This is a genomic window from Dactylosporangium sp. NPDC051485 (genome assembly GCF_040682015.1).
In the GTDB taxonomy this organism is placed as follows: Bacteria; Actinomycetota; Actinomycetes; order Mycobacteriales; family Micromonosporaceae; genus Dactylosporangium.
The window spans coordinates 52,447-76,387 of record NZ_JBFAZW010000024.1 but is presented as its reverse complement, the minus strand read 5'-3'; the positions used below and the strand labels follow the sequence as shown (position 1 = coordinate 76,387).

The following is a 23,941-nucleotide window of genomic DNA, read 5'->3' as shown; positions in this document are numbered from 1 at the left end:
CACTAACGACACAAATCTAGGCGGACAATGGTCCCGTCGTTACAGAATGTTTCGGAGATGTAATTTGCTCGCCCTCATCGCCGGTGCGGTCGACGACCGCTCCGCCCGTGGCATCGCCGCGGCCGTCAGCCGCCTGGTGACCGCGGGAACGCTGCCGGCCGGCACCCGCCTGCCGACCGTCCGCGACGTCGCCCGCGAGCTCGGCATCAGCCCGACGACGGTGAGCGAGGCGTGGCGCAGCCTGGCCCGCGCCGGCGCCATCCAGACCCGCGGCCGCTCCGGCACCTTCGTCGCCGGCCCGACCGTACCCCGCCAGCGCCTGCGTTACGCCCAACTCGGCGGCAGAGTCAGCGAGCTGCGGGCCGGCCTGCTGCGCGACTACTCCACCGGCGTGCCCGACTACGACCTCCTGCCGAGCCTGACCGAGGCCCTGCAGCGCATCGGCGACGCCCGCCTCACCACCTCCTACCTCGACGGCGCCGTCCTGCCCCGCCTCGAGGAGGTGTTGCGCGAGCGCTGGCCCTACCCCCCGGAGGAGCTGACCGTCGTCGACGGCGCCCTGGACGCCCTGGACCGCGTCACCGGCGTGGTGGTCCGCTTCGGCGACCACGTGCTGGTCGAGGACCCGGCCTTCCCGCCCACGCTGGACCTGCTGGAGACGGTCGGCGCCACGGTCGTCGGCGTGCCGATCGACGAGCACGGCCTGCGCCCCGAAGCCCTGAGCGCCGCGCTCGCGAGCTGCGACCCGGTCGCGCTCTACCTGCAGCCGCGCGCCCACAACCCGACCGGCGCGAGCATGACCCAGGCCCGGGCCGACAAGCTGGCCCGCATCCTGGCCAAGCACCCGGGCGTCACCGTCATCGAGGACGACCACGCCGGCGGCATCGCCACCGCCCCGCCGGTCAGCCTGGGCCGGCGCCTGCCGGGCCGCACGGTCCACGTGCTGAGCTTCTCCAAGAGCCACGGCCCCGACCTGCGCCTGGCCGCGATCGGCGGCCCCGCGAGCGTGATCACGGCGGTGGCCGACCGCCGCCTGCTCGGCCCCGGCTGGTCGAGCCGCCTGCTGCAGGCCGTCCTGGTCGATCTCCTGACAGACCCGGCGACGGTACGGCAGGTAGCCCACGCCAGAGACGAGTACGCGTCCCGCCGGGCCACCCTGCTCGACGCCCTGGACGCACGGGGCGTAACCGCCACCGGCGCCGACGGCATCAACGTCTGGATGGCCGTCGCCAACCAGCAGGTGGCCATGCTGACCCTGGCCGCGCACGGCATAGCCGTGGCCCCGGGTGCCCCCTTCGAGGTGCGCCACGGCGACTCGGACCACGTCCGCATCACCGCCGGCCTGATCCGCGACGACTTCGAGGCGCTGGCCGACATCTTCGCCGAGGCCGCGGGCACCCCGACGAGAGTGAGCGGCCCGAGAACCGCCAATCACCCGCGCGGCTGGCGCTGACCGGCGCCCTCCATCCGGGCCGGCCGCCCCGCTGTGGCCACGGTTGGCCGGGCCGGCGGGTCAGGGTGTTCGCGGCCTGGCTGCTGTTGAAGGGCGCCGGACCATCCTGCATGGACAGTCCACACTGGAGTGCACACCTCTCCCGGCGGGAGGGGCCATAAGGCCCGGAGTAGCCGGTCCGGTTGATGCGTGACGGCCGTGACAACCACGCGAGGGCTCTGGCCGCGCGGGGGGCCGACGCGGCAGCATGAGGGATCGGGCACGGGGACGGGAGTGGGCATGCGTTACGTGGCGATCGGTGACAGCTTCACCGAGGGCATGGGCGACGAGCGCCCCGACGGCACCCCGCGCGGCTGGGCCGACCTGGTCGCGGCGGGTCTGGCGGCGGCGAACGGGGACGACGTGCGGTACGCCAACCTGGCCATCCGCGGCCGCCTGCTGGAGCCGATCGTCACCGCCCAGCTGGACACCGCCCTGGCGATGTCCCCGGCGCCGACCCTGATCTCGCTCAACGGCGGCGGCAACGACACCATGCGCCGCGGCACCGACCTGCCCCGCCTGGCCGAGCTGATCGAGGGCGCCGTGGTGCGCTGCGAGGCGGCCGGGGTGCGGCTGGTCGTGCTCAGCGGCGCCGACCCGTCCGACCACATGCCGCTCGGGCGGGTGGTGCGGCAGCGGGCGGGGGCGCTGACCGAGCTGGTCCGGGAGATGACGCTGCGCCACGGGGTGCTCTTCGTGGACTGCTTCAACGACGTTGAGCTGCGCCGGGCGGGGTACTGGTCGGCGGACCGGCTGCACCTCAACGCCGACGGGCATCGGCGGGTGGCGGGGCTGGTGCTCGGCGGGCTCGGGCTGCCGGCCGAGGATCACCGGCTGGACGCGGCCGTGGATCGGGCGCGGGGGGTGCTGGCGGAGGCGCGGTACTACCGGCAGCACGTGCTGCCCTGGATCGGGCGCCGGCTGCGGGGGACGTCCTCGGGGGACGGCCGGGCCGCAAAGTACGCCGACTGGACCGCCGCGCCGATCTGATCGGCCGCCCGCGGGGTATAGCGCCGGTGCGCCGGCGGTGCCGCCCAGGGCCAGCGCCGGCCGCGGGGTGGTCGGCGGTGCGCGGACGTCGTCCCGGCCCGGTAGCCCGACGGCGCGGGAGCGGGGGCTCCTGGACGACCGGCTGCTGTCACGGCCGCCGGTGTCAGGAGCGCACGGGTTCCGCGGTGCGCGCGACGGGCTCCAGGTTGACCACCCGGTCCACGCGCCCGTCGAGGTCCGCGTCGCCGTGGTGCACGACGACCAGGCCCCGGCCGCGGGTGCGGGACTCCAACTCCGACAGCACGCGGGTCCGGCCGGCGGCGTCGAGGTTGGCGAAGGGCTCGTCGGCCAGGTACACGTCGGCGTCCTCGCTCAGCAGGGCGCCGATCCCGGCCCGCTGCCGCTGCCCCGAGGACAGCTGTGCCGGCAGCTGGCCGGCGAGGTCGTCCAGGTGCAGCGCGAGGCGCAGGGCCGGGTCCGGCACCAGGCGGCCCACCGGCAGCGGCGGCAGGTCGACCGGGGCGGTCAGGCAGGCCACCCGCGGCGGCAGCGCGACGGTGCCGGCGTCGGGGGCGAGCATGCCGGCCACGACCTGCAGCAGCGTGGTCTTGCCGCAGCCGTTCGGGCCGCGCAGCAGCACGTGCTCGCCCGGGTGCAGCACGAAGTCGGCCACGGCGACGGTCGTCTGCGGGCCGTAGGACACCCGCACCCCGTGGACCGCGACCAGGGCGGCGGGCTCGTGGTACGCCGCCGCGGACGAGCCGCGCAGGGCGTTGATCCGGCGCAGCACGGCGGCGCTGCGCCGCAGCTGCGGGATGAGGTTGATGACGCCGACGATGCCCTCCACGGCCCGCCACAGCGAGTTGACGAAGGCGAGGAAGCCGCCGAAGGACATCCGCCCGGCGAAGACGAAGAACGCCCCGACGATGAGCGACGCCGTGTCGGACAGGTTCATGATCAGGTCGCTGAGGGTGCGCTGCTGCAGGCGGAGGCGGTGGTTGGTGTACGTGATGCCGAGCAGCCCGGCGAGGGCCTCGGCGTTGACGGCCCGGCTCGGCGGGCGCAGGCCGGGCAGGCCGTGCAGCGCCCGGAACGCGGTCAGGGTGCGGGTCAGCACGTCAAGGTAACGGGCCTCGGCCTCCCGCTCGGGGCCGGTGTTGTCCTCGATGCGCCGGGCCAGGCGGTTGCTCAGCAGCACCAGCGGCGGGAAGACCACCAGCAGCACCAGGCTCGCCTGCCACGACAGGTACACCAGCACGCCGGTGAGCACCGCCGAGGTGGCCGCCTGCCGGGCGATGCGCACCGCGGTCTCCATCGCCGGCAGCAGGCCCTCGGTGACGTCGTTGTGGATGCGGCTGACGTAGGAGCCGTCGGCGGGCACCTGCCGGGCGTCGCCCGCGAGGGCCCGCTGCAGCAGCTCGCCCTCCAGGCCCTGCGCGAAGCCGCGCTCGAAGCGCCGGCGCCAGAGGCCGGCGGCGTAGGTGGCGAGGTTGATGACCACGCCCAGCGCGAGGTACCCGGCGCCGAGCAGCGCGAACCGGCCCGGGTCGCGGGCCACGACGGCCACGTCGAACAGCGCCTTGAGCAGCAGCGGGTGCACCCCGGCCTCGACCGCGCCGACGGCGGCCTCGGCTCCGACGATCCCGGCGACCTGCAGCCGGTGGCCGTCGACGGTGCGCCAGAGCTCCCCCATCAGGCGGCCTCGTCCAGCAGGAAGTCGGCGGGGCCGCCCGTGGTGGCGCGGTGCAGGACGCGCAGGACGCCGGCCGAGCCGGTCATGAGGTCGCAGCTGCAGCGCAGCAGCCCCTCGCCGGGCACGGCCAGCGGCGCGATCCCGCCGGCCGGGAGCCCGAACCGTGCGGGCGGGGTGAACAGGAAGACCTTGCGCACGTAGTCCAGCTGCCGCAGGGCGATGGCCCGGTACGACGGGTCGCCGAGGAACGCATGGGCGTCGAGCAGGGCGTCGGCGATGCCGCTCATGCCGAACGCGTAGCCGGGCAGCGCGGAGCAGTCGATGTCGAGGCCGCGCAGCACGGTGCGGGCCGCCTCCTCGTCGCCGTAGCGCAGCAGCACCTGGGCGACGCCGGCGGAGCCGACCTCGACGTACGGGAACAGGGTCCCCTCGTGCTCGAAGGTGAGCGCGTCGCCCCACGGCCGGGCGTTGGCCATCTCCCACGCCAGGGCCCGCCGGCCGAGGCGCAGGTGCGTGTCCTCGCCGGTGACCTGGTGCATGCGCAGCAGGAACAGCGCGGCGCCGGCCTGGCCGAAGCCGAGCCCGGTGAGCGGCCCGTCGACGGCGTACCCGTTGCGCCAGAAGGCCAGCTCCCCGTCGCGCTCCACGGTGTCGTGCAGCGCGTCCGCGCAGGCCCGGGCCGCGGCGAGGTCGGCCTCGCGCCGCTGCCGGAGGTAGAAGCGCAGCCGGGTCGTGCCGATGCCCGACAGGCCGTAGTAGAACGTGTAGTCCTCCCCCGGCTCGGCCCGCCGCAGCAGGTCCCGGGCCTGCTCGCGCAGCCCGAGGCCGTCGGCGGCCCAGGCGATGCCGGCGAGGCCCGTCATCAGCCCGGGCGGGTACTCGGCCGGGTCGAGGCCCTCGATGCGCTCGCGCAGCCAGTCCCGCCACTGCGGGCGGACCTCGACGCCGCTCTCCTGCAGCGCCCACAGCACGCCGGCGGCCCCGAGCCCGAGGCTGAGCGGGTTGGTGACGTGCGCGAACGGGTCGGCGGGGAAGAGCGTGGCGCGCTCGGGGTCGGCGACGGCGGTGACGAACGCGGCCACCCCGTCGCGCGCGGCGGCCAGACCGGCCTCGCCCTCGGCGTCGAGCGGGCGGGGCGGGTTCGGCGCGGCGGTGGCCCCGCGCAGCGACTCCAGGCTCGCGAGCACCTCGTCGAGGGTGACGCGGGCCTCGGCCAGGTCCAGCAGCAGCCCGTGCAGGCGGGGCGGCCAGCCGAGGCGGTCGACGTAGCGGCGGAACAGCTCGAAGACGTCGTCGCGCAGGAACGACATGGCGGCGATGGGGAAGATGAGGTACGCCATGATCGCCGCGAGGCTGTAGAGGTCCCCGGCCAGCTCCGGTGCCCCGTCGGCCCGCCGCGAGTGGCTGAAGCCGGGCGTGAACAGCTCGACCGTGCCGAGCATGGCGTCCCCGCCGTCCGCCGCGCCGACGAGGCGGCAGCTCTCGAGGTCGATGATCGTCACGTGGAACGTCTCGGGGTCCACCAGCAGGTTCGTGGCGTTGAGGTCGCCGAGGATCACGCCCCGCTGGTGCGCGGCCCGGATCGCGCGGGTGAAGCTGTCGAAGATGGCGAGGTAGACGCGCAGGAACCCGGTGGCCGCCTCGGCCTCGACGGCCGGGTGGACCAGCGGGTTGTGCTCGAACAGCAGCTCGCGGATGTCGGCCGCCTCGACGTGCTCCATGGCGAAGAAGTGGTGCTCCCACTGGGTGAACTCCGCGATGGCGGCCGGGAAGTGGCCGGTGCCCTCCAGCCGGCGCAGGAACGACCACTCGTGCCGCAGGATGTCGACGGCGTCGTGGTCGTAGCGCGGGTTGGGGTTGGTGTGCGGACGGGCCTCCTTGACCACCACGACCCGGTCGTTGTCGGCGGTGTCCTCGGCGACGTACACGCCGCCGCTGTTGGAGAACTGGATCGCCTCCACCACCCGGAACCGCCCGCCGAGCAGGTCCGGGCCGCTCTCGTCCTCGTCGGGCTTCCAGTCGGCGAAGGGCCACGGCAGGTCCCACGGCACGGCGAACCCGGCGCGCCGCTCGTCCGGGACGCGGCCGTCCGGCCCGACGATGTGCGGCACCTTGCGGCCGAGCGCGTCGATCGTGTGCGTGTCGAGGAACTGCCCGTAGCGGAAGTACAGCGCCTTGTGGGCGCGGTAGCGCACGTCCGACAGGATGTACGCGCCCTCGGCGTCGCCGAGCAGCTCGGCCAGGCCGGCCACGCAGGAGCGGAACTCGTCCTCGTCGTGCGGGTAGACGGTGATGAGCTTGCCGCTGCTGCCGCGGTGCATGCCCTTGGAGTTGAGCATCTCGAAGATGTTGAGGTCGAGCGCGACCTTGCAGTCGATGTCCCGCCCGGCGAGGTAGGTCAGCACCCGGGTGGCGACGTCGTGGACGTTGTGCCGGGTGGCCGACACGTGGATCTTCCAGCCCTGGGCGGGCAGGTCCGGGTCGTGCCGGTGGCTCCACCAGATGCCGGCCCGCTCGAACCGTGCCCGGACCTGCTCGTCCAGGCCGGTGAGGAAGTGGTCGCGGCGAGGGCGGTAGGCGACCTCGAGCGGGTCGTAGAAAAGGGTGTCGTTCCAGGCGTAGAAGAAACGGTTCACCCAGCGTTCCTCGCGCACCACATCACCTCATGTCAGAAAGACGACTGTCGTTGGCTGCTGCCGAACATCGTGCTGCGCGTGCCGACATCACCGGCGCGCCAGCGCTGCACCTCCCCTCCGGCGGGGAAGGGGGGAAATAGTCCTAGTTCGGATCGGCGCAGCAATTGGACAGGCTGCTGCACGCGCTGTGCGGGGTGGCCCGGCCCAGGTCCTTCACGCGCTGCGCGAGGGTCTGCAACTTCAGGACGCTCAAAGGTCTCACCTCCTTTCCGAAGAGCGAGTTTTTCCGCGGAACGAGTTTTTCCGCGGAGCGAGTTTTTCCGCGGAGCGCGGGGGCGCCGCGCCGCACCGGGCGCCGCGCCCCCACGTCCGGGCGGCGGCTAGTTCGAGTTGTGGCAGCAGTTGCTGGTGGAGCTGGTCGTGGAGTTGCCGCGCTGGCTGTTGTCCGCGACGCGCTGCTGCATGGCCTGCAGTTTCAGGACGCTCATGACGGGTTCCTTCCTCCGGTTTGCGACTAGTTCACGTTGGTGCAGCAGTTGCTGGTGCTGCTGCTGCAGCTGTTACCACGCATGCTGTTGTCGGCGACGCGCTGCGGCAGGGATTGCAGCTTCAGAACGCTCATGGTCGGATTCCTTCCTTAGTTCCGGCTGTTGCAGCAGCTGCTGGTGCTGCTGCTGCAGCTGTTCTCGCGCATGCTGGTGTTCGCCACCACGCGCTGGGGCAGGGCCTGCAGCTTGAGCACGCTCATGTCCCGATCACTCCCTCGCTAGTTCGCGTTGATGCAACAGTTGCTGGTGGAACTGGTCGTGGAGTTGCCGCGCTGGCTGTTGTCCGCGACGCGCTGCTGCATGGCTTGCAGCTTCAGAACGCTCATCCGTGTCACCCCCTCCCGATCCGGCTCCAGCCTCACCCGGCAACGGCCGGCCGGGGACGAATCCCGAACGATCCCGAACGCGCTGGCATTGACGCACGCCGTTTGCTAACGGTTGATGGGTGACATTGCCCGACCCCGGGACGGCCCGGACGCTCGACGACCTCATCGACCGGCTGCGCAGGCTCAAGGTCTGGGCCGGGGACCCGTCCTACGACACCGTCAAGGAGCGCATCAACGCCGCGTGGACCGCGGCCGGCCGGCCCGCCGCCGAGCTGACCGGCAAGACCACGGTGGCCGACTGCTTCCGCACCGGGCGGCGCCGGCTCAACCCCGACCTCGTCGTCGCGGTCGTGACCGCGCTGCTGCCCGACCCCGGCTACGTCGCCCAGTGGCACCAGGCGCTGCGGGTCGTCACCGGCGAGACGCGGGCGGGCGCCCAGGTGCGGGTCTCCGCCGCACTGCCGCCGGACCCGGACGGGTTCGTCGGCCGCGACGCGCAGCTGCGCCGCATCCGGGCCGCCGCCGGGTGCGGCGGGACCGTCGTGATCACCGGCATGCCGGGCGTGGGCAAGACCCAGCTCGCCGTGCGGGCAGCGCACCTGCTGCACGGCTCGTCGCCGTACACCGGCGTGCTCTTCGTCAATCTGCGGGGCCACCACCCCGACCCGGCCCAGCCGCCGGCCGATCCCGCCGCCGTCCTCGACGGCTTCCTGCGCCTGCTCGGCGCGGCCGGCCAGCAGATCCCGCACGACCTGCAGGCCCGGGCCGCGGCCTGGCGGGAGCGGCTGGCGGGCACCCGGACCCTCGTCGTGCTCGACGACGCGGCCGACGCCGGGCAGGTCCGCCCGCTGCTGCCGGACGCGCCCGGCTGCACGGTCCTGGTCACCGGCCGGCGCAGCCTGGCCGACCTGCCGGCCACCGAGCACGTGGACCTCGACGGGTTCAGCCGGGACGAGGCGGTCGCGCTGCTGACCCGGGCCGTGCCGCACGTCGCCGCGGGGGCCGACCCGGGCGCCGCGGGCCGGATCGCCGACAGCTGCGGCGGGCTGCCGCTCGCGCTGGGGCTGCTCGCCGCGCACATCCGGGCCCGGCCCGGCTGGACGCTCACCGACCACGCCGCCCGGCTCGACGAGCGGCACAGGGGCGGGCGGCTCGACCGGGGCGTGGAGCTGGCCCTGGACCTGTCGTACCGGCGGGCGACCCCGGCCCGGCAGCGGATGCTGCGGCTCGTGGCCCTGCACCCCGGGCAGGACTTCGACGCGCACGCCGCGGCGGCGCTGGCCGGCGTGAGCCGCCCCGCCGCGCAGGCCCACCTGGCCCAGCTGTGCCGCGACAACCTGCTGCAGCGCGGGCCCGCCGGCCGGTACACGCTGCACGACCTGGTCCGCGCCTACGCGGCCGACCGGGCCGCCGACGAGGACCCGCCGGCACAGCGGCGGGCCGCGCTGACCCGGCTGTTCGACGGGTACCTGGCCGGGGCGTCCGCGGCGATGGACGCGCTCTACCCGGTGGAGACGCCCCGCTACCCGCGCACGGCCGAGCCCGCCGCGGCCCGCCGGTGGCTCGACACGGAGCGGCCGGTCCTCGTCGCCGTCGCCGCCCACGCGGCCGCGCACGGCTGGCCGCGGCACGCCACCCGGCTGTCGGGGATCCTGTTCCGGTACCTCGGCGCCGCCCACCCCGGCGACGCCCTCACCGTGCACGCGCACGCCCTGGACGCGGCCCGCGGCGGGGCCGACCGGGTCGCCGAGGCGCACGCCCTGATCAGCGTCGGCATCACGCACCTGCAGCTGGGCCGGCCCGGCGAGGCGGCCGAGCGGCTGGGCGAGGCGCTGCGGCTGTTCCGCGCCGCCGGCGACCTCGACGGCGAGGCCCGCGCCCTGATCAACCTCGGCGTGGTGGAGGCCCGGCAGGGCCGCAACCGCTCGGCCGCCGGGCGCCACGCGCGGGCCGCGGAGCTCTTCGGCCGGGGCGGGCACCGCACCGGCGAGGCGAACGCCCTGGTCAACCTCGGCGACGCGGAGGGCCGGCTGGGCCGGCACGGCCCGGCGATCGAGCACCTGCGGCAGGCCCTGGACATCTTCCGCGGCGCCGGCGACCGCACCGGGGAGGCGTGGGCGCTCAACGGCCTCGGCGAGGCCGAGCTGCGCACCGGCCGGCACGCGGCGGCCGCCGGGCACCTGCGGGAGGCTCTGGAGCTGTACCGCACGCTGGGCAACGAGGTCGGCGAGGCGTGGGCGCTGGACAACCTCGGCGCGCTGGACACCCGGCTGGGCCGGCCCGCCACCCACCACCAGCGGGCGCTGGCCATCTTCCGGGCGGCCGGCGAGCGCGGCGGTGAGGCCAGCGCGCTCAACGGGCTGGGCGAGGCCGCGACCGCCGCCGGCGACCCGGCCGGGGCGCTGGCCTGCCACGCCGCCGCGCACGCGGTCGCCGTCGACATCGGGGCCCGGGAGCAGCAGGCCCGGGCCCACCTCGGGCTGGCCGGCCACGACCCCGACCCGGCACTGGCCCGCGCCCATCTGCAGCAGGCGCTGCGGCTCTACCGCGACCTGGAGATGCCGGAGGCGGACCGGGTCAGCGCCCGGATCTCAGCCCCGGATTAGGTCGGCGGTCTGCTCGGCGATCGCGTACTCCTCGTCGGTCGGCACCACGCACACCGCGACCTTCGCGCCGTCGGGGCTGATGATGCGCGCGTTGGCGGCGTTGCGGGCCTCGTCGACCACGATCCCCCACCCGTCCAGGCCCTCGAGCGCGGCGGCCCGCACGGCGGGGGCGTGCTCGCCGACCCCGGCGGTGAACACGATCGCGTCGAGGCGGCCCAGCACGGCGTGGTAGGCGCCGACGTACTTGCGGATGCGGTGGCAGTACACGTCGAAGGCCAGCGCCGCGGCCTCGTCGCCGGCGGCGCGGCGCTCCAGCACGCTGCGCATGTCGTTGACCCCGGCCAGGCCGAGCAGGCCGGCGTGGCGCTGCAGCGCGTCGTCGACCGCGGCGAAGTCCATGCCGGCGACCCGGTTCAGGTAGGAGCCGATGGCCGGGTCGAGGTCGCCCGAGCGGGTGCCCATCACGAGGCCCTCCAGCGGGGTCAGGCCCATGGACGTGTCGACGCTGCGCCCGCCCCGCACCGCCGTCGCGCTGGCCCCGTTGCCCAGGTGCAGCACGATGAGGTTGAGCTCGGCCGGCTCCCGCTCCAGCAGCGCGGCGGCGCGCCCGGCGACGTAGCCGCACGAGGTGCCGTGGAAGCCGAAGCGCCGGATGTCGTACTTCGAGGCAAGCTCCCGGTCGATGGCGTAGGTCGCGGCGGCCGGCGGGATGGTCGCGTGGAAGGCGGTGTCGAACACGGCGACGTGCGGCACGTCCGGCAGCTTCTCGCGGGCCGCCTCGATGCCGATGATCCCGCCCGGGTTGTGCAGCGGGGCGAGCGGCACCAGCTCGCGCAGCGCCCCCAGCACCTCGTCGTTGATGAGCGCGGGCCGCTCGAAGCGCGCGCCGCCGTGCACGATGCGATGCCCGACGGCCTCGATCGGGGCGTCGCCGAGCCCGTCGAGCACCCGGTCGAGCGCCGCCTTGTGGTCGGGGACGCCGCCGGGCTCGCCGATGCGCTCGATCAGGCCGCGCTGCCCGGCCGCCGGGTCGGCGAGGTCCACGACACGGTACTTCACCGACGAGGAGCCGCTGTTGAGCACGAGGATCATGCAAGGCAGACTAACCCTGTGGCGCGCATCGTGTACCTGCTCGAGCTCGGTCCGGACTCCGGCAAGTCGGCGGTGGCCCTGGGCCTGGCCGAGCTGCTGTCCCGCAAGGTGCCCGGCATCGGGGTCTTCCGGCCGGTCAACCCCGCGACGCCGGATGTTCTCCTGGAGTTACTGCGCCAGCGGTACGGCATCGCCGACGAACAACTGCACGGGGTCACCCACGCCGAGGCCGCCGCGATGCTGGCCGAGGGGCGGGCCGAGGAGCTGGTCGGCCGGATCGTCGAGCAGTTCCGCCCCCTGGCACACCGCCACGACGCGGTCGTGGTCATCGGCACCGACATCGACGACGACCTGGCGTTCAACGTGCGGCTGGCCAACGAGTTCGGCGCGGTCGTGGTGGCCGTCGTCAACGGCTCCGGCACGGGCCCGCACACCCTGGAGTCGGCCGCCCGCCAGGCATACCACGCGCTCGCCGACCTTGACGCCACCGTCGCCGCGGTGATCCTCAACCGCACCCCGGAGGTCGTGGCCCCACCGCAGCTGCCCGTCCCCTGCTACGTGATCCCGGAGGTGCCGACGATCGGCGCGCCCACGGTCGCCGAGGTCGCCGCGCAGCTGGGCGCGAGCGTGGTCACCGCCGGGCGGGGCGACCCGGACGCGGCGCTGGGCCGCGACGTGCTCGACTACGTCGTGGGCGCCGCCCAGGTGCCGGCGCTGCTGTCGCACCTGACCCCGGAGTGCCTGCTCATCACCCCCGGCGACCGGGCCGACCTGCTGGTCGCGGCCGGCGCCGCGCACGCCTCGGGCCTGGTGCCGCTGGCCGGGATCGTCCTCACGCTGGGCATCACCCCCGACCCGACCGCCCTGGCCCTCTTCGAGCGGCTCAACCCGGGCCTGGCCGTGCTGTCGGTGCCGACCGCCTCCTACGGCACGATCGCCACCTCGACCCGCATGGAGCACCGGCTCGGCCCGGCCAACCCGCGCAAGGTGGAGGCCGCGCTGGGCGCCTTCGAGTCCTATGTGGACACCGACGGGCTGGCCGGCGCGCTGGAGCTGAGCGCGCCCGCGCGGGTGACGCCGCTCATGTTCGAGTACGACCTCATCGACCGCGCCCGGGCGCAGCGCCGCCACCTGGTGCTGCCCGAGGGCACCGAGGAGCGGATCCTGCGGGCCGCCGACATCCTGCTGCGCCGCGGGGTGGCCGACCTGACCCTGCTCGGCGACCCGGACACGATCCGGTCCCGGGCCCGCGACCTGGCCCTGGACGTGAGCGCGGCCCGGCTGGTCGACCCGGTGCGCGACCCGCTGCGCGAGGAGTTCGCCGCCACCTACCGCGACGTGCGCGCGCACAAGGGCGTAACGCTGGACCTGGCCCGCGACGTGGTCACCGACGTGTCGTACTTCGGCACGCTCATGGTGCAGCTGGGCCACGCCGACGGCATGGTCTCCGGCGCCACCCACACCACCGCGGCAACCATCCGCCCGGCGTTCGAGATCATCAAGACCGTCCCGGGGCTGAGCGTGGCCTCCAGCGTGTTCTTCATGCTGCTGCCCGACCGGGTGCTGGTCTACGGCGACTGCGCGGTCAACCCGGACCCGGACGCGGAGCAGCTGGCCGACATCGCGATCTCCTCCGCCGACACCGCGGCCCGCTTCGGCGTCACGCCGCGGGTGGCGATGCTGTCGTACTCCACCGGCACCTCCGGCTCCGGGGCCGACGTGACGAAGGTGGCGGAGGCGACCGCCCTCGTGCGCGAGCGCCGCCCCGACCTGCCGGTGGAGGGCCCGATCCAGTACGACGCGGCGATCGACCCCGCCGTGGCGGCCACGAAGCTGCCCGGCAGCGCGGTGGCCGGCCAGGCGACGGTGTTCGTGTTCCCCGACCTCAACACGGGCAACAACACCTACAAGGCGGTGCAGCGCTCGGCCGGCGCCGTGGCCGTCGGCCCGGTCATGCAGGGCCTGAACAAGCCGGTGAACGACCTGTCCCGGGGCGCCACGGTGAAGGACATCGTCAACACGGTCGCCATCACCGCCATCCAGGCGCAGAAGGCGTAACGGCCGGCTCGCGCTGCCGAGCGGGCCGCCCGCACGCAGGGCAGGATGGAGGCATGACTGCGAGACTCTCTTCCGTCGTGCTCGACACGCCCGACCCGCACGCTCTGGCCCGGTTCTACTCCGAGCTGCTGGAGCTGCCGATCACGAAGGTCGACGGCGACTGGATCGACATCGGCGACGGGGCGAGCCGAATCAGCTTCCAGCTGGCCCCGAACCACATTCCGCCGCAGTGGCCGGACCCCAACTACCCGCAGCAGGTCCACCTGGACATCTGGGTCGACGACATCGACGCCGCCGAGGCGAAGGTGCTGCGCATGGGTGCCCAGCTGCTGTCGGCGAAGGAGGCCGGCTTCCGCGTCTACAGCGACCCGGCCGGGCACCCGTTCTGCCTGGAGCACCCCTGAGCCGGGTGCCGCTACGGGTCGACGCTCGCCTTCGCGGGGCAGCCGTGCTGCTGCTCCCAGGCGTTGAGCTCGGCCACCGGCGACTTCTCCGTGCCGGCCTTCCACGCGTCGAGGTACGCCCACGGCCAGATCACCCCGCGCCGGGTCCACCAGTCGCCGGTCTTCTGGCATACGGGCGACAGACCGAAGTGGATGTGGCAGGCGCTGGCGTCGCCGGTCCGCCCGACCTTGGCCACCGGCTGGCCGGCCTCCACCCGGGCGCCCGCCTCGATGCCGTTGTTGATCGAGGCGAAGTGCGACATGTAGTACCGCGCCCCGTCGTCGCCGAGGATCGACACGGACAGGCCGCCGCGGGAGGACCCCTCGTTGGCCCTCGCCGTCCAGGTGTCGACCCGGGCGACCTCGAGCACGGTGCCGTTGACCGGCGAGAGGGCGTTGAGCCCGCAGTTCGCGATGATGTCGGTGGCCGGGTAGTCGTGGTGGTCGTGGGAATACGACCCCTTGCCCTGCAGCGGGAACGCGTGCTTGGTCGTGCCGCCCCGGACCGCGCTCGCGGCGCCCGACGGCGCGAGCCCGGCGGCGGCGCTGCCCGAGGACGAGGACGCGTCCGGCACCTGGCGGCCCTGCGACTCCTGGGCGGCCGGGGCCTGGGTGGCGGGCGCGGGGTCGCCGCCGCAGCCGGCCGCGGCGAGGCCGACCAGCAGGGCCACCCCGGCGAGACTCACACGCAGCGCAGACATCGCCCGCCACCCTACGCCACGGGTGCCAGTCAGGGGGCGGCCGGCGGCGTCCAGTCCGGGTCGCGGCCGCTCAGGCCCAGGCAGCGAGCCAGCAGCGGGGCGTCGCGCGGCACGGGGACCTCGGCGCCGTACACCCCCATCGCTCGGCCCTGATCGGCGCTGCGGGCGATCTCGGCGTACACCTGGCGCAGGACCTCGTCGCCCCACGTCACGGGCACGCCGAGCGCGCGGGCCAGGTCCCAGCCGTGCAGCACGAACTCGCCGAGGACCATGCCGCCGACGAGGTCTGCCGGCAGCTCGACGGTGCCCATGCGGGTGGTGCCGGCCCAGGCGTCCGGCTTGCCCCACGCCTCGGCCAGCCGCTCGACCTGCTCGCGCAGCGACACGCCGGTCGCACCGGGGGCCACGCTCTCCTTGCGGGCCGCGCCCTCCAGCGGCGGGCCCCACTCCAGCAGGTGCGCGCGGAGGCCGGCGACGTCCCAGCCCCCGCACGGGGTCGGGGCAGCCGGGTCGCCGGGCCCGATCCGGTCCACCACCGCCAGCATCCCGAGTGCCGCCTCTTGCACCAACACGTGATTCGCCATGCCTTCGAAGATCCCGCAGCGGTACGCCGTGCGTCTTGAACAAACGCGACACTCCCCCGGTGGCATGATGGGCGGCGATGCGCGACGCCCGTGAACTGGCTGGGACCTGGGCCGACTTCCAGAGTCACGGCTTCGCCCCGCCCGCGCCGGACGTGGCGCAGGTCGTCGCGCGGTACTGGTGGGCCCGCTGGGACCTGCGCGGCCAGCCCGACTACGTGCAGCTCATCGTGCCGTTCCCGAGCGTGCAGCTCACGTTCGGTGAGGGCACGCCCATGGTGCGCGGGGTCGCCCGCGGGCGGGTCCGGCGCACGCTGTCCGGGCTCGGGTCGGTGTTCGGCGTGACCTTCCGGCCCGGGATCTTCCGCCGGTTCCTGGGCGCGCCGGTCGACTCCGTCACCGACCGGGCGGTTCCGGCCGCCGAGGTGTTCGGCGACGCCCTCCCGGCCGTGGAGCTGTCGACGGCGGCCGCCTTCGAGGACTTCCTGCGGGCCTGCCCGTCGCCGCCCGATCCGGCCGGCGACGAGGTGGCGTCGTGGATGGCCGACATCGCCGCCAGCCCCGGGCTGCTGCGGGTCGAGCACCTCACGCGGCGCTACGGCGTGCCCACCCGGCGCCTGCAGCGGCTCTTCGCCGACCACGTGGGCGTGGGCCCGAAGTGGGTGCTGCGCCGGTACCGGCTGCACGAGGTCACGCAGCGGATGGCGGCGCGGGCGCCGATCGACTGGGCCGGGCTGGCCGCCGACCTGGGCTACGCCGACCAGGCCCATCTGGTCCGCGACTTCACCACGATGTTCGGCGAGTCCCCGACGGCCTACGCGGCCCGTTACTGAGCCTTGTTCCCGCTCCTCCGGCGGACCGGCTCATCTTCGATGGCGCTCTGCGCGGGCCGCTACTGAGCCTTGTTCCTGCCCCTGCGGCGGACGGGCTCGTCCTGCACGGCCAGGGCCTCGATGGCGCCGCAGGGATCGTCCAGCGGGTCGTGGGCGTCGATGCTCACGGCGACGCTGCGCAGCAGCGCGCGGAACTGGGCGCGCTCGTCCTCCGGCAGGGCACCGAGCACCCGGTCCTCGACGTGGCGGAGCTTGCGCTGCAACTCGCACAGGGTGGCCCGCCCGGCCTCGGTGGCGACGATCCGCCGGGCGCGGCGGTCGGCGGGGTCGGGCTGGCGCTCGATCACGCCGGCCTTCTCGAGGTCGTCGAGCAGATACGTCATGACGGTCCGGTCGATGCCCAGCTTGTTGGCCAGGGCCAGCTGGGTGGCGGCGCAGCCGTCGACCGCGGAGGTCAGCACCTGGTAGCCACGCGGCCCGCCCGGCACGTCGGCGATGACGGACTGGGCGCCCTTCGCGTATGCGCGCAGCAGCACGCCCAGTGCCCAGCCGAGATCCGACTGGAGCTCGACATGGGAGTGAGCCGGGCTCTGCGGCGCCTGCGTCATGGAGCAATGATAAACGGCTCACTCACTCTTGCCACAAGATGTTCTGTGGCGCAGACTTTCTGCGTAGCCACTGGCACTTCGTGGAGGTACCACCGATGCATCTCTTCCGTCTCGACGCGAGCATCCGGGTCGCCGGATCGGTCAGCCGAGCCCTGGCCGACACCGCCGAGCAGGCCTGGCTCGCCGAGCACCACGACGCCGTGGTGACCCGCCGCGAGCTGGGCCTGGAGCCGCTGCCGGCCAACGTGTGGGCGCGCGCCGTCCAGGCACAGTTCGACCCGGCGGCCCCGCCCGCACCGGACGCCCAGGAGCTGGTCGAACAGCTGTCGGCCGAGCTGCTGGAGGCCGACGCGTACATCTTCGCGATCCCGCTGTACAACTGGGGCGTCCCCGCCCACGTGAAGACCTGGATCGACCTGGTGTCGCTCAACCCCCGCTTCGGCGGCGCCGGCGACCGCCCCCTCGCCGGCCGCCCGGCCGTGCTGACCCTGAGCCGCGGCGGCGGCTACGGCCCGGGCGCCCCGAAGGAGGGCTGGGACTACAACGGGCCGTACCTGCGCCGGATTCTCGGCGAGGTGCTGCACCTGGACGTGCACGTGGCGGAGGCGGAGCTGACCCTCGCCGACGTGAACCCCGCCATGGCCCCGCTGCGCGGCCTCGCGGCCGACCTGCTCAAGGCCGGGCACGAGCACGCCGCGACGCACGGGCGCCGGATCGCCGAGCTGGTCCGCGCCTGATCGCCCGCGGCGCGCGCCAGCACGCGGACAGGTCGCGGCATCGCGCGATGTCGTGGCCTGTCCGCCGGCCGCACGTGTTCCGTCAGCCGCCCAGTGGGGGCAGGTTGTTGGTCAGCTCGATCGCGGTGTGGATGAGCGACTGCAGCCGCGCGGTCAGGGCCAGCAGCAGCTGGTGGGCGGCCGGCCCGGCGTGCAGGGCGGCCTCGCGCAGCGTCTCCAGGTCGCCCTGGACCTGGCTCAGCTGGCCCGGCAGGTCGCCGACGCCGCGCTCCAGCGCCTCGGCCATGTCGGCCAGGCTCACGCCGTTGGCCTCCAGGACCTTGATGGCGGCGATGCGCTCGACGCACGAGGCGTCATACAGCCGGAAGTTGCCCGCCGTGCGTTGCGCGGACTCAATGAGGCCGAGCCCGGTGTAGAAGTCGACGGTGCGGGTCGACACGCCGGCCTGGCTGGCGAGCTCCCCGATCCGCAGCAGTCTTGACACGATCCAACCCTACAGTGCCGCGTGTTAGTGTGCTGCATGGTCTTCCGGAGCCTGCGCCGCGCCATGGGCGTGGGCGGGCCGGCCGTCGACACGGTACTAGACGAATCTGTGACCCGCCCGGGCGCGACACTCCCCGGGACGGTCCGGCTCACCGGCGGCGAGCGCGACGTGGACATCGAGCGGATCGTGCTCACGCTGGTGACCAGGGACGGGGCGGGCACGGCGGAGATCGCCCGGCACGAGGTCGACGGCGGGTTCCGGCTGGCCGCCGGCGAGCACCGGGACCTGCCGATGCGGCTCCACATTCCCCTGCACACCCCCGTGACGCACGTCTACGGCGAGCGGGTCCCCGGGCTGGCCGTCGGGGTGCGCACCGATCTCGAGGTCGCCTTCGCGGTCGACCCCGGCGACCTGGATCCGGTGGCGGTGCATCCCCTGCCGGCCGAGGCGGCCGCGCTCGAGGCGCTGCGCTCGCTCGGGTTCCGGTTCAAGTCCGCCGACGTGACACAGGTGTTCGAATTCTGGGTGGCGCCGCAGTATCAGGACCTGGCCACCGAGATCCGTGTCGGATTCGTGACCGGAGTCCACTACGTGGAACTGGTGCTCGACGGGCGCCTGCGGATCCGCCACGACCGGCGCGAACCCGTCGACTGGGCGGCCGCCGTCGACCGTCTGATGCGACAGATCGGGCAGATCTGACGATGCACTCCTACCTGACCGGGCCAGGTTGTCGATCGGTCGACACGGTACCGTTAGGCGACAAGAGTTGACGGCAGGTTGACGACGGACGCAGGAGGCGGGGCATGCGAGAGCTCGTCGTGGTGGGTGTGCGAGCGCAGACCTGGCAGAGCCGTCCTGTGGTCCTGCTCAAGGACGAACCGACCGGGCGGCACCTGCAGCTGCCCGTCGAGGGCGGCCCTCGCAGCATGGACGAGCCGGTCAGCGCCGAGCTGTTCCAGCGCGCGCTGACCGCGCTGGGGGCGCCGCTGCGGGCCGTCGAGGTCGTCGCCGCGCACGGGCCGTTCCAGCTGGTCCTCGGCCAGGGCATCCGGGTGCCGGCCGCGCCGCTGGAGGCGATCGCCCTCGCCCGGCACTGGGGCGTGCCGATCCTCACCACCGACGAGCTGCTCGACCAGGCCGCCGTGGCCGCGCCCGAGGGGCCGACCCAGCCGCTGGACCTGACCGCGCACATGGAGAAGCTCCCGACGGGCCGGGCCACCCTGCTCATCCGCAAGGGAGCCGAGGCCGGCGCCGAGTTCGCGCTGGACGGCGAAGTGGTGCGCTGCGGCCGCGACTCGGCCAACCAGATCGTGCTCGACGACAACACGGTCTCCCGCAAGCACGTCGAGTTCCACCGCAACTCCGGCGGCGTCGGCTACACGATGCTCGACCTGGGCAGCCTCAACGGCACCTACGTCAACGGCGAGCGGGTCAAGTCCGCCGCCCTCAGCGACGGCGACGAGGTCCAGGTCGGCAAGTTCACGCTGCAGTACCAGTTGCGGTAGTGCCCGCTCACCAGCTCGACGGCTCGTAGTCCTTTCGGCAAGTTCACGCTGCAGTACCAGCTGCGATAGTGCCCGCTCACCAGCTCGACGGCTCGTAGTCCTTGAGGAAGCAGCCGTAGAGGTCCTCGCCGCGCTCGCCGCGCACGATCGGGTCGTACACCCGGGCGGCGCCGTCGGCGAGGTCCAGCGGGGCGTGGAAGCCCTCCTCGTGCAGCCGCATCTTCGTCGGGTGCGGCCGCTCGTCGGTGATCCAGCCGGTGTCGACCGCGGTCATCAGGATGCCGTCGGAGAGCATCTCCTCGGCGCTGGTGCGGGTCAGCATGTTCAGCGCCGCCTTGGCCATGTTGGTGTGCGGGTGGCCGGGCCCCTTGTACCGCCGGCTGAACTGCCCCTCCATCGCCGAGACGTTCACCACGTACTTGCGCCGGGCCGACGAGGCCGCCATGACCGGGCGCAGCCGGCTCACCAGAATGAACGGCGCGGTCACGTTGCACAGCTGCACCTCGAGCAGCTCCAGCGGGTCGACCTCCTCGACCGTCTGCACCCAGCTGTTGGAGTCGGCGAGGTCCGGCACCAGCCCGCCGGCGTCGATCGCGGTCAGCGCCGCGACCTTCTCCGGCGTCGTGTTGCGGCTGGTCAGCGCGAGCGCCGTGAGCGCGTCCGGCGGGATCAGCGTCGGCGCCACCCCCGCCTCCAGGGTCAGCTCCGCGTGCGGGTCGGCCTTGTGGAACGTGACCACGTCCGGCATCGGCCCCTCCAGCACCAGCGGCGCGGCCTCGGCCGCCACCAGGTGCGAGTACGACCCGGCGGTCCGCTTCACCGTCTGCGCCGCGTTGTTGATGAGGATGTCCAGCGGCCCCTGCGCGGCCACGTCGTCGGCCAGCGCCGCCACCTGCGCCGGGTCGCGCAGGTCGATCCCGACGATGCGCAGCCGGTGCAGCCACTCCCCGCTGTCCGGCATGGCCGCGAAGCGCCGCACGGCGTCGTTGGGGAACCGCGTGGTGATCGTGGTGTGCGCCCCGTCGCGCAGCAGGCGCAGCGCGATGTACATCCCGATCTTCGCCCGCCCGCCGGTCAGCAGCGCCCGCCGCCCCGTCAGGTCGGTACGCTGGTCGCGCCGCTCCCGGTTGAGCTTCGCGCACGGCGGGCAGAGCTGGTGGTAGAAGGCGTCGACGTCGACGTACCGGCTCTTGCACGTGTAGCACGACCGGGCCCGCAGCAGCCGCCCCGCCGACGCCCCGGCCGTCGGCGACACCAGCGCGATCCCGGCCGTCTCGTCGTCGATGCGCCCCGGCGCGCCGGTCGCCGTCGACGCCGTCACCTGCCGGTCCGCCTCGGTGATCGCCGCCCGCCGCTCGCTGCGCCGCTGCCGCTTGACGCTCTTGTACAGGTGCGAAGTGGCGCGCCGCACCAGCTGCACGTCCGGGTGGTCCGGCGGCAGCTCCTGCAGCTCGTCGAACACGGCGAGGCAGATCGCGAGCCGCTCGGGGTCGACGCCGGGGCCGTGGGCAGGGTCGTGGGGGGCAGGGTTGTGGAGGGCAGGGTCGTGCGGGGTCACGCAGGAACTGTACGCAACGCCCCCACCGCCGCACCAAACCAAAGCGGGTCCGGGAGGCGCCTTTGCCTCCCGGACCCGCTGCTGCGTGGCGTACACCGTCCCCCGTTGCGACTGCACCTCGGCGACACCACGTCGTTCCGTGCGATCGCCTCAGTTAAACCCGGCATGCCTCGCAAATCCGGCATATCCGGATAATTCGGGGTGAGGTTCCGCCGTTAGGGCTCTTCGACGCCGGGTTTGCGCGGCCGCTATGCGCCGGCTGGCCTTCGCGATGACCTCCCCCGTCCCGTGCGGCAAGATCGGGATGGACAAGTCGGGCGCGCCGCGACTTGAGCGGCTTGGGGCAGGGCGTACGGACTTCGGGCCGGGTGCCGCCGTTTCAGGCCGCGGGTCGCGGTCTCGCGGCGGGCGGGGTTGTGCCTACCGTTCCAGCGGGTCCCGGCCGGTCGGTGTGGACGACCTGACCTCAGCCTGGACCGCGGTGCGGGAACGCTGAGTTCTCGGCCACGCTCATCGGGCCGTCACTGGGCCCGCACCAGCGGATGCGCGGCTCAGCAGCGCCGCGCGAATACCGCGGCTACCCCGCGACGCACGGGCGTAGCACAGAGCCCGCTGCCGGACCCGCCGTCTGGAGGCGATCGTGACAGCGAGTGGCTATCAGTCCAGTGGCTTGGCGCTCTGAACTGCCGATGAGCGCGTATTCACTGAATTGCTCCGCCGGTGGCGCGTTGGGATAATGCTCGACCTTTCGCAGGCTTCGGCGGAATTGACAGCCGGCCGGACGTGGCAGATGCAAGAACCGGCTGCGATATGTTGCCGATGAGCGCGGATAGCGGCCGATTGTTCGACGCGTTGCCGCACCGGCGGGCTGGCGTGACGGCGGCGGTGGCGGTGATGCGCGACAGCCCGCGCGGGCGCGCCCGGACGCTGCGGCGCCGCCCTTCCGGTCCGGCGGCGCGGGATCGGTGTGGTCGGCGACGACCCGGTCGGCGGGGGGCTCTTCGGGGTGTTCGGCCTGTTCGGCCTGTTCGGGCGGTTCGGGCGGTAGCGTCGGCGGGATCGGCGCGGGGGCCGGGTCGGGCCGCCGGTCGTCGGCCGCGGTCACCGGCGGGACGCCACCATGGATGCGGCGTAGCTTCTGGGCGTGCCTCCGAGCAAGGCCCCACGCTCGATGCCGCTCATGTTCCCGACGGAACTGCTCCCTTGCCGGACAATACCGCCGAGACCTGGACCGGTCACGCATGGCAGCCAATTCCGTGCGACTGAAGAATGACAGCTGCCCCATGCCATTGATTATCCCCGACCTCGCCCAGAATCACCGCCCCGGACGGCAATGACAATGTCAAATGGTGCACGCTCAGACCGCAACAAGGTCCATCGCGAGTTCTGGCGCGCCAGCGCCCGACATGTCGGTTTTCCGCCGGGCGGCTACGGGGCGATCTTCGCCACCGGGCGCAGCCATGGGATGGCGAGCAGGATCACCACCGGCGGCAGGATGAAGCCGGCCGTCGTCGACGACGCGGCGTCGAGGATGACGCCGTCGACCGCCGCGCCCGCGGCCGCGCCGACCGAGAACGCCGTCGCCACCCAGGCGAAGGCCTCCGCGGCGGTGCCGGGCGGGGTGATCCGGTCCACGGTCAGGAAGGTCGCGGCCAGCAGCGGCGGCAGGCCCAGGCCGCACAGGACGGTCAGCGGCAGCATGGCGGCGACCGCCGGCGGGGTCAGCAGCAACGGGACGTAGCCCAGGCCCAGCAGCGCGGCCAGCAGGGGAAGGCGCCGCCCGCCGACCCGCAGCCGCGTGTTGGCCAGCCCGCCAGCCAGCGCACCGACGGCCTGGGCGGCCAGCAGCCCGCTCGACCACGACCGGTGACCGACCGACTCGGCGTAGTCGAGCAGCGCCACCGGCAGGCTCCCCACGCCGGCGCCGATCAGCACGACCGCGGTCAGCAGCAGGCGCAGCGGGGCCGAGCGTAGGGCGCCGGCCCAGTGGCGCTCGGCCCGTTCGCCGCGCCAGGCGCGGACCGCCGGGGTCGACACGAACCACAGCGTGCCGGCCAACTGCAGGACGGCCGTCGTGTAGATGCCCACCGCGCCGCCACCCAGGGCCACCGCACCGCCGGCGACCAGCGGGCCCAGGATGAAGATCAGCTCCTGGACGGCGATGTCCAGCGTGTACGCCGTCGGGACCTGCGCCTCGTCCAGCAGGTCGCGCCACAGCACCCGCAGGCCGGCCTCGAACGGGGGTGCGCCGAGGCCCGCGAGTAGGGCGGAGAGCAGGGCGGCCCACAGCGGTACACCCTGGGCAAGCACCACGAAGCCCGCCGTGGACAGGGCGGCGCCGGCCAGCATGACCGGGGCCTGGCGGAGGCGGTCGGCGATGCGGGCCAGGACCGGGCCGCCCACGGCGAGGCCGGCCGTGTACACGCCGACCAGCAGCCCGGCGGCGGCGATGGAGAAGCTCTCGCGGGCGTACAGCAGCAGGGCCACCGGCGCCGCGCCCAGGGGCAGGCGCCCCAGGGTGCTGGCGGCCAGGACCCGGGCGACCTGCGCGGCGCGCAGCACGGCGGAGATCGACATGCGCGTGATCATGCCATCCGCGGCGCCGTCCAATACGAGCCGCGAAGCGCCGAGAGGCCGAAGGGATGGCGGCTAGACGTAGTTCGAAGTGCTCAACGAGGAGACCAAGGCCCTGCAGGACGCCACGGGCCAGGACGTCGAGACGAAGTTCCTGAACACCTGCTCATCGGTGGAGCTGGCTCTGGTCGGCGGCTGGCCGACGTTCGGACAGGCAGGATCCGGGGCATCAGTACCCGGTCCGGTTCGTTCGTCCGCGACGAGAGGTCGCGCCAGTGTCGTCCACCGCTGCTCAGGCCATGAGCCGCTGTCCCCAGTGCGGCGCCCGGGTCTTCGTCAACGCCGGCTCGCCCACTCCCCCGCACCAGCCCGATGGCAGCCCCGGCACCGCGCAGTGCCCCGGCACCGGCAAGCCCTCACGCTGAGCAACGGGCCGCGTAGGGTGGAGCTGTCAAAGACGGCTGATACCGTCCGGC

21 protein-coding genes are annotated in these 23,941 nt (G+C 73.8%); 9 read left to right on the top strand and 12 right to left on the bottom strand.

Features of this window, described 5'->3' with window-relative positions:
• Positions 1-64 precede the first annotated feature (64 nt).
• Both AB0M46_RS16605 and AB0M46_RS16600 read left to right on the top strand, forming a co-directional pair.
• Positions 65-1,453 carry an aminotransferase class I/II-fold pyridoxal phosphate-dependent enzyme gene (locus tag AB0M46_RS16605; RefSeq protein ID WP_363336734.1) on the top strand — a complete coding sequence of 463 codons (1,389 nt, stop codon included), beginning with the start codon at positions 65-67 and terminating at the stop codon, positions 1,451-1,453.
• Positions 1,454-1,732: 279 nt separating this feature from the next.
• The gene (locus tag AB0M46_RS16600) at positions 1,733-2,482 is read left to right on the top strand and encodes an SGNH/GDSL hydrolase family protein (protein WP_363336732.1); all 750 of its coding nucleotides are present in this window, start codon (positions 1,733-1,735) and stop codon (positions 2,480-2,482) included.
• A gap of 163 nt (positions 2,483-2,645) precedes the next feature.
• Here AB0M46_RS16600 and AB0M46_RS16595 read toward each other — a convergent pair whose 3' ends face one another.
• From AB0M46_RS16595 to AB0M46_RS16575, 5 genes are all read right to left on the bottom strand, one after another.
• Positions 2,646-4,175 (bottom strand): ABC transporter ATP-binding protein, encoded by a 1,530-nt coding sequence (locus tag AB0M46_RS16595; protein ID WP_363336730.1) that lies wholly within the window; start codon positions 4,173-4,175, stop codon positions 2,646-2,648.
• The gene (gene lanKC, locus AB0M46_RS16590; protein WP_363336728.1) at positions 4,175-6,829 is read right to left on the bottom strand and encodes a class III lanthionine synthetase LanKC; all 2,655 of its coding nucleotides are present in this window, start codon (positions 6,827-6,829) and stop codon (positions 4,175-4,177) included. Before lanKC ends, AB0M46_RS16595 begins: the two co-directional genes overlap by 1 nt.
• A gap of 362 nt (positions 6,830-7,191) precedes the next feature.
• Positions 7,192-7,299, bottom strand: a complete 108-nt coding sequence (locus AB0M46_RS16585) for a class III lanthipeptide (protein WP_363336726.1) — start codon at positions 7,297-7,299, stop codon at positions 7,192-7,194.
• Between the two features lie 26 nt (positions 7,300-7,325).
• The gene (locus AB0M46_RS16580; protein WP_363336724.1) at positions 7,326-7,433 is read right to left on the bottom strand and encodes a class III lanthipeptide; all 108 of its coding nucleotides are present in this window, start codon (positions 7,431-7,433) and stop codon (positions 7,326-7,328) included.
• 144 nt (positions 7,434-7,577) lie between these two features.
• Positions 7,578-7,685, bottom strand: a complete 108-nt coding sequence (locus tag AB0M46_RS16575) for a class III lanthipeptide (protein WP_363336722.1) — start codon at positions 7,683-7,685, stop codon at positions 7,578-7,580.
• 119 nt (positions 7,686-7,804) lie between these two features.
• Here AB0M46_RS16575 and AB0M46_RS16570 point away from each other — a divergent pair, with 119 nt between their 5' ends.
• Complete coding sequence (locus tag AB0M46_RS16570) at positions 7,805-10,291, top strand: tetratricopeptide repeat protein (RefSeq protein WP_363336720.1); 2,487 nt, start codon at positions 7,805-7,807, stop codon at positions 10,289-10,291.
• Here the strand turns inward: AB0M46_RS16570 and AB0M46_RS16565 are convergent.
• On the bottom strand, positions 10,277-11,383 hold the full coding sequence (locus AB0M46_RS16565; protein WP_363336718.1) for an acetate kinase: 1,107 nt from the start codon (positions 11,381-11,383) through the stop codon (positions 10,277-10,279). The genes AB0M46_RS16570 and AB0M46_RS16565 overlap by 15 nt on opposite strands.
• Before the next feature lie 18 nt (positions 11,384-11,401).
• On the opposite strand from AB0M46_RS16565, the gene pta reads away from it, so the two are divergent.
• Together pta and AB0M46_RS16555 are read left to right on the top strand one after the other, a co-directional pair.
• Positions 11,402-13,441 (top strand): phosphate acetyltransferase, encoded by a 2,040-nt coding sequence (gene pta, locus AB0M46_RS16560; RefSeq protein ID WP_363336717.1) that lies wholly within the window; start codon positions 11,402-11,404, stop codon positions 13,439-13,441.
• Between the two features lie 53 nt (positions 13,442-13,494).
• Positions 13,495-13,845, top strand: coding sequence for a VOC family protein (locus AB0M46_RS16555; RefSeq protein WP_363336715.1), 351 nt, complete (start codon positions 13,495-13,497; stop codon positions 13,843-13,845).
• Between the two features lie 11 nt (positions 13,846-13,856).
• Here AB0M46_RS16555 and AB0M46_RS16550 read toward each other — a convergent pair whose 3' ends face one another.
• A complete protein-coding gene (locus tag AB0M46_RS16550; RefSeq protein WP_363336713.1) occupies positions 13,857-14,585 on the bottom strand; it encodes a M23 family metallopeptidase in 729 nt (242 codons plus the stop codon).
• A gap of 29 nt (positions 14,586-14,614) precedes the next feature.
• Positions 14,615-15,169, bottom strand: a complete 555-nt coding sequence (locus AB0M46_RS16545) for a TIGR03086 family metal-binding protein (protein ID WP_363336711.1) — start codon at positions 15,167-15,169, stop codon at positions 14,615-14,617.
• 77 nt (positions 15,170-15,246) lie between these two features.
• Between AB0M46_RS16545 and AB0M46_RS16540 the strand changes: the two genes are divergently transcribed.
• Positions 15,247-15,999 (top strand): helix-turn-helix domain-containing protein, encoded by a 753-nt coding sequence (locus AB0M46_RS16540; protein WP_363336710.1) that lies wholly within the window; start codon positions 15,247-15,249, stop codon positions 15,997-15,999.
• Positions 16,000-16,058: 59 nt separating this feature from the next.
• Here the strand turns inward: AB0M46_RS16540 and AB0M46_RS16535 are convergent, their stop codons facing one another.
• On the bottom strand, positions 16,059-16,607 hold the full coding sequence (locus AB0M46_RS16535; RefSeq protein ID WP_363336708.1) for a MarR family winged helix-turn-helix transcriptional regulator: 549 nt from the start codon (positions 16,605-16,607) through the stop codon (positions 16,059-16,061).
• Positions 16,608-16,702: 95 nt separating this feature from the next.
• Here AB0M46_RS16535 and AB0M46_RS16530 point away from each other — a divergent pair, with 95 nt between their 5' ends.
• Positions 16,703-17,344 (top strand): NAD(P)H-dependent oxidoreductase, encoded by a 642-nt coding sequence (locus AB0M46_RS16530; RefSeq protein ID WP_363336706.1) that lies wholly within the window; start codon positions 16,703-16,705, stop codon positions 17,342-17,344.
• Positions 17,345-17,426: 82 nt separating this feature from the next.
• Here AB0M46_RS16530 and AB0M46_RS16525 read toward each other — a convergent pair whose 3' ends face one another.
• Entirely contained in the window at positions 17,427-17,828 is a 402-nt protein-coding gene (locus AB0M46_RS16525) for a MerR family transcriptional regulator (RefSeq protein ID WP_344620860.1), read from the bottom strand.
• A gap of 36 nt (positions 17,829-17,864) precedes the next feature.
• On the opposite strand from AB0M46_RS16525, the gene AB0M46_RS16520 reads away from it, so the two are divergent.
• Positions 17,865-18,527, top strand: coding sequence for a sporulation protein (locus AB0M46_RS16520; protein ID WP_363336704.1), 663 nt, complete (start codon positions 17,865-17,867; stop codon positions 18,525-18,527).
• A gap of 104 nt (positions 18,528-18,631) precedes the next feature.
• A complete protein-coding gene (locus tag AB0M46_RS16515) occupies positions 18,632-19,333 on the top strand; it encodes a bifunctional nuclease domain-containing protein (RefSeq protein ID WP_363336702.1) in 702 nt (233 codons plus the stop codon).
• 76 nt (positions 19,334-19,409) lie between these two features.
• Here the strand turns inward: AB0M46_RS16515 and AB0M46_RS16510 are convergent, their stop codons facing one another.
• Positions 19,410-20,891 carry an SDR family NAD(P)-dependent oxidoreductase gene (locus AB0M46_RS16510; RefSeq protein WP_363336700.1) on the bottom strand — a complete coding sequence of 494 codons (1,482 nt, stop codon included), beginning with the start codon at positions 20,889-20,891 and terminating at the stop codon, positions 19,410-19,412.
• A 1,428-nt stretch (positions 20,892-22,319) separates the two neighbouring features.
• Positions 22,320-23,468: an MFS transporter gene (locus AB0M46_RS16505; protein ID WP_363336699.1), complete on the bottom strand. Its 1,149-nt coding sequence runs from the start codon at positions 23,466-23,468 to the stop codon at positions 22,320-22,322.
• Positions 23,469-23,941 lie beyond the last annotated feature (473 nt).

Bases quoted from the DNA above. Each gene is read 5' to 3' on its own strand.
- AB0M46_RS16600 (WP_363336732.1), top strand. From the start codon at position 1,733: ATGCGTTACGTGGCGATCGGTGACAGCTTCACCGAGGGCATGGGCGAC.
- AB0M46_RS16595 (WP_363336730.1), bottom strand. From the start codon at position 4,175: ATGGGGGAGCTCTGGCGCACCGTCGACGGCCACCGGCTGCAGGTCGCC.
- AB0M46_RS16585 (WP_363336726.1), bottom strand. From the start codon at position 7,299: ATGAGCGTCCTGAAACTGCAGGCCATGCAGCAGCGCGTCGCGGACAAC.
- AB0M46_RS16580 (WP_363336724.1), bottom strand. From the start codon at position 7,433: ATGAGCGTTCTGAAGCTGCAATCCCTGCCGCAGCGCGTCGCCGACAAC.
- AB0M46_RS16575 (WP_363336722.1), bottom strand. From the start codon at position 7,685: ATGAGCGTTCTGAAGCTGCAAGCCATGCAGCAGCGCGTCGCGGACAAC.
- AB0M46_RS16565 (WP_363336718.1), bottom strand. From the start codon at position 11,383: ATGATCCTCGTGCTCAACAGCGGCTCCTCGTCGGTGAAGTACCGTGTC.
- AB0M46_RS16555 (WP_363336715.1), top strand. From the start codon at position 13,495: ATGACTGCGAGACTCTCTTCCGTCGTGCTCGACACGCCCGACCCGCAC.
- AB0M46_RS16550 (WP_363336713.1), bottom strand. From the start codon at position 14,585: ATGTCTGCGCTGCGTGTGAGTCTCGCCGGGGTGGCCCTGCTGGTCGGC.
- AB0M46_RS16545 (WP_363336711.1), bottom strand. From the start codon at position 15,169: ATGGCGAATCACGTGTTGGTGCAAGAGGCGGCACTCGGGATGCTGGCG.
- AB0M46_RS16540 (WP_363336710.1), top strand. From the start codon at position 15,247: ATGCGCGACGCCCGTGAACTGGCTGGGACCTGGGCCGACTTCCAGAGT.
- AB0M46_RS16535 (WP_363336708.1), bottom strand. From the start codon at position 16,607: ATGACGCAGGCGCCGCAGAGCCCGGCTCACTCCCATGTCGAGCTCCAG.
- AB0M46_RS16530 (WP_363336706.1), top strand. From the start codon at position 16,703: ATGCATCTCTTCCGTCTCGACGCGAGCATCCGGGTCGCCGGATCGGTC.
- AB0M46_RS16520 (WP_363336704.1), top strand. From the start codon at position 17,865: ATGGTCTTCCGGAGCCTGCGCCGCGCCATGGGCGTGGGCGGGCCGGCC.
- AB0M46_RS16515 (WP_363336702.1), top strand. From the start codon at position 18,632: ATGCGAGAGCTCGTCGTGGTGGGTGTGCGAGCGCAGACCTGGCAGAGC.
- AB0M46_RS16505 (WP_363336699.1), bottom strand. From the start codon at position 23,468: ATGTCGATCTCCGCCGTGCTGCGCGCCGCGCAGGTCGCCCGGGTCCTG.